Raw genomic sequence first — 13,913 nt, forward strand, 5'->3', positions numbered from 1 at the left:
ATGAAAAAAGTTGCCATTGTAGGTGCAGGAATTGTAGGGGCGACAGCTGCCTATTATCTCTCTAAAGAAGCTGATATCGAAGTGACTGTCTTTGACCATGGACACGGCCAAGCAACCAAGGCGGCAGCAGGAATTATCAGTCCCTGGTTTTCTAAACGTCGCAATAAGGCTTGGTATAAGATGGCGCGTTTGGGAGCAGACTTCTATGTCGATTTATTAGCTGACCTAGAAAAACCGGGTCAAAAAGTTGATTTTTACCAAGGTTCTGGTGTCTTTCTTCTTAAAAACGATGACTCTAAGCTAGAGGAGCTCTATCAACTGGCTCTGCAACGTAGAGAAGAATCTCCCTTGATTGGGGAATTAGCCATTTTGGACCAAGCGACTGCTAGTGACTTATTTCCCGGTCTAGAGGGATTTGAACGTTTACTCTATGCTTCTGGTGGAGCTCGAGTAGATGGGCAACTCCTAGTGAGTCGTTTACTGGATGCCAGTCAGGTTAAGGTCGTAAAGAAAGAGGTTAGTCTAACCCCTCTATTATCATGCTATCAGATAGATAATCAAATGTTTGACCAAGTTGTTCTTGCGACAGGAGCATGGTTGGGGGATATACTAGAACCTTTAGGTTATGAGGTGGATGTTCGCCCGCAAAAAGGTCAACTCCGAGATTACCAAGTGCCACAAGACATGGGAGCTTACCCTGTAGTTATGCCGGAAGGTGAGTGGGATTTGATACCATTTCCCGGTGGTAAGTTATCTCTAGGAGCTACCCATGAAAATGACATGGGATTTGACCTAGCCGTTGATGAGAATTTGCTTCAACAAATGGTTGAAGCAACAAGTTCGTTTTATCCTAGCTTAAAAGATGCAATGATAAGTGGTGAACGTGTGGGGATTCGAGCTTATACGAGTGATTTTTCGCCGTTTTTCGGACAAGTGCCAAACTTGTCAGGAGTATTTGTTGCGAGTGGATTAGGATCGTCAGGATTGACAACTGGACCCATTATAGGCTATCACCTAGCCCAAATGCTTCAAGGGGAAAATGGAGTCTTGGATCCAGCGGATTATCCGACTGAAAGATATATTAAAGAGAAATAATCGTAAACTTTTTACCTAGTTTTTACGATAGGATTAGGATAGCAAATGACTTTCCCTATCAAAAATGGTAAAATGAAAAAAATAATTTAAGAATAGAGGAAAAATGATGCAAGAAAAGATTTTGGTAACAGGTGGAGCAGGTTTTATCGGAACTCACACTGTCATTGAATTGGTCCAAGCTGGACATCAGGTTGTTGTAGTGGATAACTTGGTCAACAGTAACCGTAAAAGTTTAGAAGTAGTGGAAAGAATTACAGGAGTTGAAATTCCTTTCTACGAAGCAGATATTCGTGACACAGATACGCTTCGTGACATTTTCAAACAGGAAGAACCTACAGGAGTCATCCATTTTGCAGGTTTGAAGGCAGTTGGTGAGTCAACTCGTATCCCTCTTGCCTACTATGATAACAATATTGCCGGTACAGTTAGCCTTTTGAAGGCAATGGAAGAAAACAACTGTAAGAACATTATCTTCAGTTCATCAGCAACAGTTTATGGAGATCCACATACTGTTCCAATCCTAGAAGATTTCCCACTTTCAGCTACCAACCCTTATGGCCGTACCAAGCTTATGCTGGAAGAAATCTTGACAGATATCCATAAAGCAGATTCAGAGTGGAACGTTGTCTTACTTCGTTACTTCAACCCAATTGGTGCGCATGAGAGTGGTGACCTAGGAGAAAATCCAAACGGCATTCCAAATAACCTTCTACCGTATGTAACACAAGTCGCAGTTGGTAAGTTAGAACAAGTTCAAGTCTTCGGAGATGACTACGATACTGAAGATGGAACAGGTGTTCGTGACTATATCCACGTCGTTGATCTAGCAAAAGGACACGTTGCCGCCCTTAAGAAGCTTCAAAAAGGCTCAGGACTCAATGTCTATAACCTTGGTACTGGAAAAGGCTACTCAGTTCTTGAAATTATCCAAAATATGGAAAAAGCTGTTGGACGCCCAATTCCATACCGTATCGTTGAACGTCGCCCAGGTGATATCGCAGCTTGCTACTCAGACCCAGCAAAAGCTAAGGAAGAACTAGGTTGGGAAGCTGGACTTGGTATTACAGAAATGTGTGAAGATGCATGGCGTTGGCAAAGCAAACATCCAAATGGATTTGATGACTAATCGTTTGATTAAACAAAAAAAGAGGAAGTAATTCCTCTTTTTTTATAACTTTATATGTGGTTGAAATAAAAATTTGATTAGTGCTTAAGTGATAGAAAAATGTCTTAAAAGAACAGTTTATTGATTATTGAAATGCTGGAACAAATAAAAGTAAAATTGTATGAAAATAGCTAGCAAAAGACTATAATTTTCTAGAAAAATATGCTAAACTAGAAGGAGTGGAAATTAGAGATCGATGTTCCACCAAATTTTAAGATTCATCTATGATCAGAGCACGAGTAGGGCAATTTTTAACGGCTTCTAAAATGTCATCGTTGCAAGCAATTTCTCGCTCTAATTGCTCAGATTCATCGTAAAAACGGACGATACCATTATCATGGTAATCAAATAATTCTGAATAAGTTTGGCAGAGCCCACAAGCGATGCAACGTTCAGGTATAAGTCTAATCTTCATATTTATATTGTAATAAGAAACTAAAAAAAACTCAAGGAGTAAGGTATGGAAAAGGAACCGTGGCAAGAAGATATTTATGAAAACCAAGAAGAGGAATCAAGAACAGAACGCCGTCAACGAAACAAAAAAGGTTCAGGTGTCGTTGCCAATCGTATTTTAACGGTTCTAGCTATTCTCTTCTTTGTGATTGTTGTTGGGATGGTAGTCGTATTGGTCTACTTGTCATCAGGCGGAAGTGATCGCACTTCAGCTTTGAAAGATTTTTATGATTCTTCAGCTCCAAAAGTAGAAGAAGTTACAACAGTGGCTACTACTGCTCAGTCAACAGAGGCAACAGAAGCAGAGACAACTCAACAAGAACATACAGAGGCACGTACTGATTCTGAAGGAACTATTACTGTTTTGCCAGGAGAAGGTGAAGCAGCCATTGCGGCTCGCGCTGGAATCTCTATTGCTCAACTTGAAGCCTTGAATCCTGGTCATATGTCTTCAGGAACTTGGTTTGCAAATCCTGGTGATGTCCTTAAGACAAGATAGGAGTGACAATGAAAACAATTCAGATTGCGATTGATGGGCCAGCTTCCAGTGGTAAGAGTACAGTAGCTAAGATTATTGCTAAGGACTTTGGCTATACTTATCTGGATACAGGCGCTATGTATCGTGCGGCGACTTACATCGCATTGAGAAACCAAATTAGCCCAGATGAGCCATCTCAACTTCTTGAATTATTGGAACAATACCCGATTAGTTTTGGCCGCGCTGAAACAGGAGAGCAGCTTGTTTTTGTTGGAGATGTAGATGTAACAAATCCAATCCGAGAAAATGAAGTAACCAACACTGTTTCTGCTTTTGCAGCGATTCCAGCTGTTCGTGAAAAATTAGTAGCCCTCCAGCAAGAAATTGCCCGACAAGGTGGTATTGTCATGGATGGTCGCGATATTGGAACAGTAGTCTTGCCTCAGGCTGAATTGAAGATTTTTCTAGTAGCATCTGTAGATGAGCGTGCGGAACGTCGTTACAAGGAAAATCTTTCAAAGGGAATCGAAACAGATTTGGAAACTTTGAAAGAAGAGATTGCTGCGCGTGATTATAAAGATAGTCATCGTGAAACTTCACCTCTCAAGCAAGCTGAGGATGCAATCTATTTGGATACGACTGGCCTCTCTATTTTAGAAGTTGTTGAAAAAATTAAATCAGAAGCTCAAAAACATTTATAAGAACTATAGAAACGATGAACTGAATTTCGGTTTGTCGTTTTTTATCATAATTTGTCAAATAGTCTGTTTTAAGGTATAATAGTTGCTGTTGAAGAAAATTTGACAATCAAATAATCATAAATTTTTTAAGGAGATAACATGAGTCAATTACCAAATTGCCCAAAATGTAATTCAGAATATGTATATGAAGATGGCGCACTTCTAGTTTGTCCAGAATGTGCTTACGAGTGGAATCCTGCTGAGCAAGCAGAAGCAGAAGAAGGCATTGTTGCTATCGATGCAAATGGAAACAAACTAGCTGATGGAGATACAGTAACCTTGATTAAAGATTTGAAGGTTAAAGGTGCTCCTAAAGACCTCAAACAAGGAACTCGTGTGAAAAACATCCGTATTGTAGAGGGTGACCACAACATCGATTGTAAGATTGATGGGTTTGGAGCTATGAAGCTAAAATCAGAATTTGTGAAGAAGATTTAATCATGATTAAAAATGAAAAAGTAATATTTTATAGTCGTATCTTTTTATTTATAGCAGCCTTTACTGGTGTATACTTGGAGATTACCAAACGTGGTGGTTTAGGGATGTTACTCTACTATACAGTCCTCTCTAACCTTTTGGTTGTAATCTTTACAGGCTATCTTTTGATAAAGATGCGTAGTGGCGGTGATAGTTGGAAGAGTTCTGGGATTCTACGCCTCAAAGGTGGAGTCACCATGAGTATTATGATTACTTGTGTCATCTATCATTTCATGCTAGCTCCCTTGACGACAGATTTTTACCGTTTGGAAAATTTCCTTTGTCATTATATTGTCCCTCTCTGGTTTTTAGCAGATACAATTATTTTTGATAAGAGTCGTCAATATAAGTTAGTTGATCCCATGCTTTGGACTAGCCTTCCGTTGCTTTATATGATTTTTGCCCTCTTAAACGGTTTTGTTCTAAAGATGGATGTCCCTAATGCTAAGGATAGTCCCTTCCCTTATTTCTTTTTGAATGCTACCAAACATGGTTGGGGCTTTGTCTTTAAATGGGCAGCAACTATCTTTGTTGCCTACATGGTTTCAGGATATCTCTTTTATCTTGTGAAAAGTATAAAAAAATCTAAGAAATAAAAGTACCCAATGTGGGTGCTTTTTTTGTGATAGAGATAATTGTACCCGGACAAATCGATTTTTTTTATCTTGTTATGCAGTCTTTTATACCTTACAATAAAACTGTAGCTACCAATACAACTATTGAGGATGAAAAAAATGACTGAAAATCGTTATGAATTAAATAAGAATTTGGCACAGATGCTTAAGGGTGGCGTCATCATGGATGTTCAAAATCCTGAACAGGCAAGAATTGCTGAGGCTGCAGGTGCGGCAGCAGTTATGGCTTTGGAACGAATCCCAGCTGATATTCGTGCGGCGGGTGGTGTCTCTCGCATGAGTGATCCAAAGATGATCAAGGAAATCCAAGAAGCAGTCAGCATTCCAGTTATGGCTAAGGTTCGAATTGGGCATTTTGTTGAAGCTCAGATTTTAGAAGCTATCGAGATTGACTATATCGATGAGAGCGAAGTTCTATCTCCAGCTGACGATCGTTTCCATGTGGACAAGAAAGAATTTCAAGTTCCTTTTGTTTGTGGTGCAAAAGATCTAGGAGAAGCCTTGCGTCGTATCGCTGAAGGAGCTTCTATGATTCGTACAAAAGGGGAACCAGGAACAGGAGACATTGTTCAGGCGGTTCGTCATATGCGTATGATGAATCAAGAAATTCGTCGCATTCAAAATCTACGTGAGGACGAACTGTATGTTGCTGCAAAAGAACTCCAAGTACCTGTAGAATTAGTTCAATATGTCCACGAAAATGGGAAATTACCAGTAGTAAACTTTGCAGCTGGAGGTGTTGCTACACCAGCGGACGCTGCTCTTATGATGCAGCTAGGTGCGGAAGGTGTGTTTGTTGGCTCAGGAATTTTTAAATCAGGTGATCCTGTTAAACGTGCGGCAGCAATTGTCAAGGCTGTTACCAATTATCAGAATCCTCAAATTCTGGCTCAAATTTCGGAAGACTTGGGAGAAGCCATGGTTGGTATCAACGAGAATGAAATCCAAATTCTCATGGCTGAGCGAGGAAAATAGATGAAAATCGGAATCTTGGCCTTGCAAGGTGCCTTTGTAGAACACGAGAAAATGCTTGATCAACTAGGAGTTGAAAGTATTGAACTGCGAAACCTAGAAGATTTTCAGCAACACCAGAGTGACCTGTCGGGGTTAATCTTGCCAGGGGGAGAGTCTACAACTATGGGGAAACTGTTGCGAGATCAGCAGATGCTCATTCCTCTAAGAGAAGCTATTCTCAATGGGTTACCAGTCTTTGGAACTTGTGCGGGTTTAATTTTGCTAGCAAAACAAATCACTTCTCAAGAGGAAAGCCATCTAGCGACTATGGACATAGTAGTAGAGCGCAATGCCTATGGACGTCAGCTAGGAAGCTTTTATACAGAAGCTGACTGCAAGGGCGTTGGTAAAATTCCAATGACCTTTATCCGTGGCCCGATTATCAGTAGTGTTGGTGAGGATGTTGAAGTTTTAGCAATTGTGAACGATCAAATCGTAGCGGCACAAGAAAAAAATATGCTGGTAACCTCCTTTCATCCTGAATTGACAAATGATCTCCGTTTGCATCAGTACTTTATGAATATGTGTAAATAAAAAAAGAGGTTGGGATTTTTCTCAACTTCTTTTTTACATGTAATAAACAATAGCAATATATTGGAGAGCAGAGGCTGCTAGAATGAAGAGATGCCAAATCATATGGAAGTATGGTTTCTTTTTAGCATAGAATCCAGCGCCAACTGTATAGCAAAGGCCACCTGATACCATAAGACTCCAAAACATTGGACTTGTCTGACTGATGATTGCTGGTAAGATAGCCAATACAAGCCATCCCATGATGAGGTAAAGGATGAGACTGAATTTTTCATTGACCTTCTTGGCAAAGATTTTATAAAGAATACCGAAAATAGTTGTCCCCCATTGGATAGCAATAATGAGATAACCAAACCAATTATTCATCAGGGTTAAAACCACTGGTGTATAAGAACCTGCAATCGCAACATAAATCATAGAATGGTCAATAATTCGTAACACATATTTATGAGTTGAACCATAAGCCATAGAATGATAAATAGTTGATGATAAGAACATGAGGAAGAGGCTGATGACGAAGATGGAAACACCGATAGACGATAATAAACCATGTGCCTCATAACTGTAAGTAGATGAAATGGGAAGTAGAATGAGCATGATAAATGCTCCTACAGCATGGGTGACACTGTTGGCAATTTCTTCTCCAAAACTAAGTCGTTTACTAAGTTTGAAACTAGTATTCATTTGTTTCCTCCTTTTCGGTTTCTGTATAGACTAATGCAAGTGTTTGATGATAGAGTTTGACAGTTTGGCAGCTTGCCTGGATAATGGGATTAGCTGGATCAATATCTTTATTCATATAGTCCACAAAAGCATTGTAAAGTTCTTCTGAATTAGTGTCTGTGTGTAGGGTATTAAGGGTTTGAGCAATTTCTTGGATAGAAAAAACAGACTTGAGAGTGGTAATAGCAATCAATCGTGCGATTTGTTTGCGTTGATATTTTTTCTTTTCAGGTTTACTGATATAACCGTGTTTGACATAGTTGTTCACCATGGATGCTGTCAAACCTTTCTCCTTGTCAGGAGAAGCTGGAGGACAGATTTGATTGACATAGAGCAGAACCTGGTCCAGATAGAGATTGATACTTGGAATTTCTTCCCATTTTGGATAGGAAAAAGTGGTATTCATTTTCAACTCCTTTTTATCTAGTTTTAATAACTAGATTATAAAATATTAGAAATAATAAGTCAAGTTTCAAGTGCTTGTAGAAAGAAATAATTTATGCTATGATGAGAGAAAATAGTATGAAAAGAGGATAAATGATGGAGATTCGCTTAGCCTTTCCAAACGAAGTTGATGCAATTATGCAAGTGATTGAGGGAGCCAAGAAATATTTGGCAGAAGCTGGTAGCACTCAGTGGCAAAACGGCTACCCAGATGCAGATACCATTATTGAAGATATCATCTCTGGTCAAGCTTATGTAGCCCTAGACGAAGGTGACCTCTTAGCCTATGCAGCAGTGACTAAGAGCCCAGAAAAAGCTTATGAAGCAATTTATGATGGCAACTGGGAGGGAAATGAAGCAGAATACTTAGTATTTCACCGTATTGCTGTTGCTAGAGATGCGCAAGGTCAAGGTGCTGCTCAGACCTTTTTAGAAGGCTTGGTTGAAGGCTTCGATTACCTAGATTTTCGTTCAGATACGCATGATAAAAACATAGCCATGCAGCATATCTTTGAAAAACTTGGCTTCAAACAGGTTGGTAAAGTTCCAGTAGACGGGGAACGCTTGGCCTATCAAAAATTAAAATCAAATGCCTAAGAAGTATGTAAAGATGCTATACAAGTCACCGATTGGTCCCCTATCTCTGGTAGCAGATGACCACTATTTGTTTGGGATATGGATTGAAGAAGAGAGCGATTTTGAGAAGGGATTATCTGAAAATGATGTAACTGTTGTTGAGAGTCATCCCATTTTAAATCAAATTACTTCCTATTTAGAGACTTATTTTAAGGGGCAAGATCAAGACTTATCTGAGATGCCTTTAGCTCCTGTCGGTAGTGACTTTGAAAAAAGAGTCTGGAACTACCTGAGAGGAATTCCTTTTGGTCAGACAGTTACTTATGGGCAAATAGCTAAGGACTTGCAGGTGGCTTCTGCTCAAGCAGTCGGAGGAGCAGTAGGTCGCAATCCCTGGTCTATCCTTGTACCTTGTCACCGTGTGCTAGGTGCTGGAGGACGTCTGACAGGCTATGCTTGGGGACTCGAAAAGAAGGCTTGGCTCTTGAGGCATGAAGGTGCAAGTTATCAAGAAAATAAAAAATAGAAAGAGAAGGAAATGTTAGAATTTATCGAATATCCAAAATGTACAACTTGTAAAAAAGCTAAGAAAGAATTAGATCAACTCGGACTAGAATATAAAGACGTTCATATCGTTGAAGAGACTCCGAGTGAAAAGGTCATTTTAAACTGGCTCGAAACTTCGGGATTTGAATTGAAGCAATTTTTTAATACTAGTGGAATCAAATATCGTGAACTCGGATTGAAAGATAAGGTTGGAACATTGTCTAACAAAGAAGCAGCCAAACTCTTGGCCAGTGATGGTATGCTGTTAAAACGTCCGATACTAGTTGAAAATGGTCTTGTAAAACAAATTGGCTATCGTAAATCATATAAGGACTTGGATTTGAATTAGTTTTTTTCTATCTCCTTGATAGATAAAATATATAACCTCCCACTTTTAAAGTATGATAAACTAGAAGGTAGATGAAGTCTGATATGCTCGTAGCAAATATTTTTAATTAGAGCATAAGTATGATAGAATGAATCATTATCTTGAGAGGATGTTTCTATGAATGTTACAACGATTTTAGCATCTGATTGGTATCAAAATTTGATGCAATATATCCCAGATGGCAAACTTTTTAGTTGGCGTTCGGTCTTTGATGGGATTCCAAGAATTGTACAGCAATTACCTACAACATTGATGTTAACGGTATTCGGTGCCTTTTTTGGTATCATGCTAGCCCTAATCTTTGCTATCGTTAAAATCAACCGAGTTAGATTTATATACCCATTACAAGCCTTTTTTGTTAGTTTCCTAAAAGGAACCCCAATTTTAGTTCAACTAATGTTGACTTATTATGGGATTCCATTAGCTTTGAAAGCCTTGAATCAACAATGGGGAACTTCTCTAAACATTAATGCGATTCCAGCAGCGACATTTGCGATTGTGGCTTTTGCTTTTAACGAGGCAGCCTATGCCAGCGAAACTCTTCGTGCGGCAATTCTTTCTGTAAATCCAGGTGAAATTGAAGCTGCTCGTAGTCTTGGTATGACACGTGCGCAAGTTTATCGTCGTGTGATCATTCCCAATGCAGCCGTAGTTGCAACACCAACCTTGATTAACTCCTTGATTGGCTTGACCAAGGGAACTTCCCTAGCCTTCAGTGCAGGTGTTGTAGAAGTCTTTGCCCAAGCTCAGATTTTGGGTGGTGCAGACTATCGTTACTTTGAACGTTTCATCTCAGTTGCCCTCGTCTATTGGGTGGTAAATATCGTTATTGAAAATCTTGGCCGTTTCATTGAAAGAAAAATGGCTATTACAGCACCAGATAATGTTGAGACAGATGTGAAAGGAGAGCTTCGCTAATGATTAAAATTTCAAATTTAAGCAAATCCTTTTCAGGTCAAACCGTTCTGGATCATCTGAACTTAGATATTCAAAAAGGAGAAGTTGTTGCCTTAATTGGTTCTTCAGGAGCTGGGAAATCAACTTTTCTTCGTAGCTTAAACTATCTAGAAACTCCTGATAGTGGAAGTATTCAGATTGATGATTTCAAAGTTGATTTTTCTCAAATTACGCAAGAAGAAATCCTAACTCTTCGTCGCAAACTATCGATGGTTTTCCAACAGTTTAATTTATTTGAGCGTAGAACAGCGCTAGACAATGTTAAAGAAGGCTTGGTGGTCGTTAAAAAACTATCGGACGAAGAAGCGACTAGGATTGCCAAGGAAGAACTAGCTAAGGTTGGACTTTCTGATCGTGAACAGCATTATCCGCGTCACTTGTCAGGGGGGCAAAAACAACGGGTAGCTATAGCGCGTGCCCTAGCCATGAAACCAGACGTCTTACTTTTGGATGAACCGACTTCAGCACTGGATCCAGAATTGGTTGGTGAGGTAGAAAGATCGATTGCTAATGCTGCAAAATCAGGTCAAACCATGGTTTTGGTTAGTCACGATATGTCATTTGTTGCTCAAGTAGCTGATAAGGTTTTATTCTTGGATAAAGGAAAGATTATTGAATCTGGAACACCGGATGAGATTATCAACCATCCCAAAGAAGAACGAACAAAAGAGTTCTTTGCTAGTTACAAACGGACCTATATCTGATATAATAGAAGATAAGAAAAACTCAGTTGGCTAAGCTAACTGGGTTTGCTCTTTAAAAATAATAGAAATGAGAGAGAGCATGCTAGTTCAGCTATTTGCTTTGTATTTAGAGAGTTTGGTGTTGACGATTTTACTAGTCTTGGTTGTCTTAGGGATTTGGATTGGTTTAAGAGCTCTATCAGGTGTGGATAAAACTGCCAAAGAGCGTCAGGCTCACCTCTATGATATGATTATGATTGGAGTTCTAACAATTCCAGTATTGTCTTTTGCAACTATGAGCATCTTGTTGGTTCTCAAGGCTTAATAGTTGTCAAATAGGATTTTATCCGTTAGAATAAGAATAGTTACAACAAGAAAGAAGGAAATAGAATGTACGATACGATTATTATCGGTGCAGGTCCTGCTGGGATGACTGCAGCCTTGTATGCAGCTCGCAGCAATCTCAAAGTAGCTTTGATTGAAGGTGGTCTTCCTGGCGGTCAGATGAACAATACTTCTGACATTGAAAACTATCCAGGTTATGCTAACATTAGTGGACCTGAGTTGGCAGAAAAGATGTTTGAACCTCTTGAAAATCTAGGTGTTGAACATCTCTATGGCTTTGTAAAAAATATTGAGAACCATGGTGATGTTAAGAAAGTAATCACAGACGATGAAGAATTTGAAACTCGCACAGTTATTGTGGCGACTGGTTCTAAGCACCGACTTTTAGGAGTTCCAGGTGAAGAAGAATTGAATAGTCGTGGAGTTTCCTACTGTGCGGTTTGTGATGGAGCCTTTTTCCGTGACCAAGATTTGTTGGTTGTAGGTGGTGGTGACTCAGCGGTTGAGGAAGCAATCTTCTTAACACAGTTTGCCAAAACTGTAACCATCGTTCACCGTCGTGATGAGCTTCGTGCTCAAAAAGTCTTGCAAGAACGCGCCTTTGCCAATGAAAAAATCAACTTCATTTGGGATTCTGTTGTCAAAGAAATCAAGGGTGAAAACCGTGTGGAGTCAGTTGTCATTGAAAATGTTAAAACAAATCAAGTGACTGAACATGCCTTTGGAGGTGTCTTCATCTATGTTGGTTTAGATCCAGTTAGCGATTTTACAAAAGATTTACAAATCCAAGATGAGTCAGGTTGGATTGTGACAGATGACCACATGAAGACAAGTGTTGCAGGTGTCTTTGCAGTTGGAGATGTTCGTCAGAAAGACCTTCGCCAAGTTACAACAGCAGTTGGAGATGGTGCTATTGCAGGTCAAGAAGCCTATAAATATATTACTGAACATAGTTAAAAAGGCGGTGGGACAGAAATCGATAGACAAAGTCTCGATTTCGTAGTCCCAGCCCCGCGAGGATGATTAGGAGCTTTTTGGAGTCTAAAAGACGAACAAAAAGTTCAATCAGCTACCGCGTCAAAGTTTGATTGCTAATAAAAAGTGAGGTCGGGATCTTTTGTCCCAACCTCACTTTTTTATAATCGATTGCGGAAGACTTCATACATAAGAATAGCAGCAGCAACGCTTGCATTGAGACTCTGTACATGTCCATTCATTGGAATAGTGATCATCTCGTCCACTTGCTTTTTGATGTTACTTGAGATACCTTTTCCTTCATTTCCGATAATGAGGGCGACCTTTCCACTGGTGTTCCATTTATGGCAAGGAGTTCCATTCATATCAGTACCAAAGGTCCAAAAGCCTTCTTCTTTTAGCTTGTCCAAAGTTTGGCTGAGATTGGTAACGCGAGCGATAGGCACATGCTCGATGGCACCCGTTGCTGTTTTTGCAACTACGGGTGTCACACCAACAGCTCGATGCTTGGGAATAATGACGCCTGAAACATTGGTTGCATCGGCTGTTCTTAGGATAGAACCTAGGTTATGAGGGTCAGTTAGTCCATCGAGGATCAATACTAGTGGGTTTTCTTCTTGACGAGTCTGAGCAAGAATCTGCTCAAGTTCAGTATAGGCAAATTCAGAAACACGTAGGACAAAACCTTGGTGGACAGCTCCTTCAGTCATCTCGGAAAGTGATTTTTTTGAAGTCCAAGAGATGGATACTTTCTTTTCAGTCGCCAGTTCCTTGACTTTTTCTACATTCTTACCTCGTAAATCATCCTGGAGATAGAGTTTGTTTCCAGTATTTGCTAACAGTGCTTCGGTAACGGCGTGAACGCCATAGACAATATCATTTGTTTTCATGGCTCTATTATAACATAAAACCCCGTTGTCGAACGGGATTTTCTTTATTCCAGAATGAGTAAACCTTCTTTGACTGCGAAAGGATCCTTTTCATTGATACGATCATAAAACATAATACCATTTAAGTGGTCGATTTCATGTTGTACAACGATGGAGTTGTAGCCTTTTAGCTTTATGCGATGCTTTTCGCCATCCTTGTCAAAGTAGTCGACAGTTACTCGAGCATGGCGGATAACATAACCTGGGACAGTACGATCGACTGATAGGCAACCTTCTCCCTCTCCTAGAGCAGCGTCTTGGACTGAGTGTGAGACAATCTTAGGATTGTACATAACAGCTTGTAAGTCATAGGCTTCTTGAGGTGTTTCACCTTCTTCGGTGATATTAGGAACTAAAACAGCAATGATGCGTTTTGAGATATCTAATTGTGGTGCAGCAAGTCCGACTCCTCCACGTAGCCCTAACTTTTCAGCCATAACTGGGTCTTGCGAATGTTTCAAAAATTGCATCATTTTCTCACCAAGAATGATATCTTGATCACTCAATGGGAAAGTGACTTCCTCAGCAACAGCTCGTAGGGTTGGATTGCCCTCGCGGATAATATCTTTCATATCGATTAAATGTGAAGCTTTTGTAATACGTTCTATAGCAGACATCTTCTCTCCTTCCTTCCATTACAATTCCATGATAACACAAAATAGTTGAGAAAGAAAGTCACAGAAGTTGCTAATAAAGGGAAATAGCTATTTGTCTGTGGTATAATAAGGTAAGGAGACTTGCATCAAAAAGCAAGGAGAA

The 13,913-nt window shown here is 39.8% G+C and carries 20 protein-coding genes; 15 read left to right on the plus strand and 5 right to left on the minus strand.

Features of this window, described 5'->3' with window-relative positions; all coding sequences use genetic code 11:
* Positions 1-1,095, plus strand: a complete 1,095-nt coding sequence (locus M1F91_RS05985; RefSeq protein WP_247912998.1) for an FAD-binding oxidoreductase — start codon at positions 1-3, stop codon at positions 1,093-1,095.
* A 106-nt stretch (positions 1,096-1,201) separates the two neighbouring features.
* Complete coding sequence (gene galE, locus M1F91_RS05990) at positions 1,202-2,221, plus strand: UDP-glucose 4-epimerase GalE (RefSeq protein ID WP_247912999.1); 1,020 nt, start codon at positions 1,202-1,204, stop codon at positions 2,219-2,221.
* 250 nt (positions 2,222-2,471) lie between these two features.
* Here galE and M1F91_RS05995 read toward each other — a convergent pair whose 3' ends face one another.
* Positions 2,472-2,675, minus strand: coding sequence for a ferredoxin (locus M1F91_RS05995; RefSeq protein ID WP_006148835.1), 204 nt, complete (start codon positions 2,673-2,675; stop codon positions 2,472-2,474).
* 45 nt (positions 2,676-2,720) lie between these two features.
* Between M1F91_RS05995 and M1F91_RS06000 the strand changes: the two genes are divergently transcribed.
* The 6 genes from M1F91_RS06000 (at position 2,721) to pdxT (ending at position 6,591) form a co-directional block, all read left to right on the plus strand.
* Positions 2,721-3,212: an SAG1386/EF1546 family surface-associated protein gene (locus tag M1F91_RS06000; protein ID WP_247913000.1), complete on the plus strand. Its 492-nt coding sequence runs from the start codon at positions 2,721-2,723 to the stop codon at positions 3,210-3,212.
* Positions 3,213-3,220: 8 nt separating this feature from the next.
* Positions 3,221-3,892, plus strand: a complete 672-nt coding sequence (gene cmk / locus M1F91_RS06005) for a (d)CMP kinase (protein WP_247913001.1) — start codon at positions 3,221-3,223, stop codon at positions 3,890-3,892.
* A 138-nt stretch (positions 3,893-4,030) separates the two neighbouring features.
* Positions 4,031-4,369, plus strand: a complete 339-nt coding sequence (locus M1F91_RS06010) for a zinc ribbon domain-containing protein YjdM (protein ID WP_006152514.1) — start codon at positions 4,031-4,033, stop codon at positions 4,367-4,369.
* A gap of 2 nt (positions 4,370-4,371) precedes the next feature.
* Complete coding sequence (locus M1F91_RS06015; protein ID WP_247913002.1) at positions 4,372-5,004, plus strand: Pr6Pr family membrane protein; 633 nt, start codon at positions 4,372-4,374, stop codon at positions 5,002-5,004.
* A gap of 138 nt (positions 5,005-5,142) precedes the next feature.
* Positions 5,143-6,018 (plus strand): pyridoxal 5'-phosphate synthase lyase subunit PdxS, encoded by an 876-nt coding sequence (pdxS, locus tag M1F91_RS06020; RefSeq protein WP_004253907.1) that lies wholly within the window; start codon positions 5,143-5,145, stop codon positions 6,016-6,018.
* Positions 6,019-6,591 (plus strand): pyridoxal 5'-phosphate synthase glutaminase subunit PdxT, encoded by a 573-nt coding sequence (pdxT, locus tag M1F91_RS06025; RefSeq protein ID WP_247913003.1) that lies wholly within the window; start codon positions 6,019-6,021, stop codon positions 6,589-6,591. It abuts the gene before it with no gap.
* Positions 6,592-6,624: 33 nt separating this feature from the next.
* Here pdxT and M1F91_RS06030 read toward each other — a convergent pair whose 3' ends face one another.
* Together M1F91_RS06030 and M1F91_RS06035 are read right to left on the minus strand one after the other, a co-directional pair.
* Positions 6,625-7,272, minus strand: coding sequence for a hemolysin III family protein (locus M1F91_RS06030; protein ID WP_247913004.1), 648 nt, complete (start codon positions 7,270-7,272; stop codon positions 6,625-6,627).
* Positions 7,262-7,717: a DUF1836 domain-containing protein gene (locus M1F91_RS06035; RefSeq protein WP_247913005.1), complete on the minus strand. Its 456-nt coding sequence runs from the start codon at positions 7,715-7,717 to the stop codon at positions 7,262-7,264. Before M1F91_RS06035 ends, M1F91_RS06030 begins: the two co-directional genes overlap by 11 nt.
* A 134-nt stretch (positions 7,718-7,851) precedes the next feature.
* Here M1F91_RS06035 and M1F91_RS06040 point away from each other — a divergent pair, with 134 nt between their 5' ends.
* The 7 genes from M1F91_RS06040 (at position 7,852) to trxB (ending at position 12,207) form a co-directional block, all read left to right on the plus strand.
* Positions 7,852-8,352 carry a GNAT family N-acetyltransferase gene (locus M1F91_RS06040; protein WP_247913024.1) on the plus strand — a complete coding sequence of 167 codons (501 nt, stop codon included), beginning with the start codon at positions 7,852-7,854 and terminating at the stop codon, positions 8,350-8,352.
* Positions 8,353-8,365: 13 nt separating this feature from the next.
* Positions 8,366-8,857 carry a methylated-DNA--[protein]-cysteine S-methyltransferase gene (locus M1F91_RS06045; protein ID WP_247913006.1) on the plus strand — a complete coding sequence of 164 codons (492 nt, stop codon included), beginning with the start codon at positions 8,366-8,368 and terminating at the stop codon, positions 8,855-8,857.
* A gap of 12 nt (positions 8,858-8,869) precedes the next feature.
* Positions 8,870-9,226, plus strand: coding sequence for a Spx/MgsR family RNA polymerase-binding regulatory protein (locus M1F91_RS06050; protein WP_223332764.1), 357 nt, complete (start codon positions 8,870-8,872; stop codon positions 9,224-9,226).
* A 156-nt stretch (positions 9,227-9,382) separates the two neighbouring features.
* Positions 9,383-10,183 (plus strand): amino acid ABC transporter permease, encoded by an 801-nt coding sequence (locus tag M1F91_RS06055; RefSeq protein WP_004253929.1) that lies wholly within the window; start codon positions 9,383-9,385, stop codon positions 10,181-10,183.
* Positions 10,183-10,926 carry an amino acid ABC transporter ATP-binding protein gene (locus tag M1F91_RS06060; RefSeq protein WP_247913007.1) on the plus strand — a complete coding sequence of 248 codons (744 nt, stop codon included), beginning with the start codon at positions 10,183-10,185 and terminating at the stop codon, positions 10,924-10,926. Before M1F91_RS06055 ends, M1F91_RS06060 begins: the two co-directional genes overlap by 1 nt.
* Positions 10,927-11,005: 79 nt before the next feature.
* Complete coding sequence (locus tag M1F91_RS06065; RefSeq protein WP_006152536.1) at positions 11,006-11,230, plus strand: DUF4059 family protein; 225 nt, start codon at positions 11,006-11,008, stop codon at positions 11,228-11,230.
* Positions 11,231-11,295: 65 nt separating this feature from the next.
* Positions 11,296-12,207, plus strand: coding sequence for a thioredoxin-disulfide reductase (gene trxB / locus M1F91_RS06070; RefSeq protein WP_247913008.1), 912 nt, complete (start codon positions 11,296-11,298; stop codon positions 12,205-12,207).
* A 179-nt stretch (positions 12,208-12,386) separates the two neighbouring features.
* Here trxB and rlmB read toward each other — a convergent pair whose 3' ends face one another.
* Together rlmB and def are read right to left on the minus strand one after the other, a co-directional pair.
* Positions 12,387-13,115 carry a 23S rRNA (guanosine(2251)-2'-O)-methyltransferase RlmB gene (gene rlmB, locus M1F91_RS06075; protein WP_247913009.1) on the minus strand — a complete coding sequence of 243 codons (729 nt, stop codon included), beginning with the start codon at positions 13,113-13,115 and terminating at the stop codon, positions 12,387-12,389.
* Between the two features lie 44 nt (positions 13,116-13,159).
* Positions 13,160-13,771, minus strand: coding sequence for a peptide deformylase (gene def / locus M1F91_RS06080; RefSeq protein ID WP_247913010.1), 612 nt, complete (start codon positions 13,769-13,771; stop codon positions 13,160-13,162).
* Positions 13,772-13,913 lie beyond the last annotated feature (142 nt).

It is taken from the genome of Streptococcus sp. oral taxon 431, assembly GCF_023110115.1.
Classification (GTDB): domain Bacteria; phylum Bacillota; class Bacilli; order Lactobacillales; family Streptococcaceae; genus Streptococcus.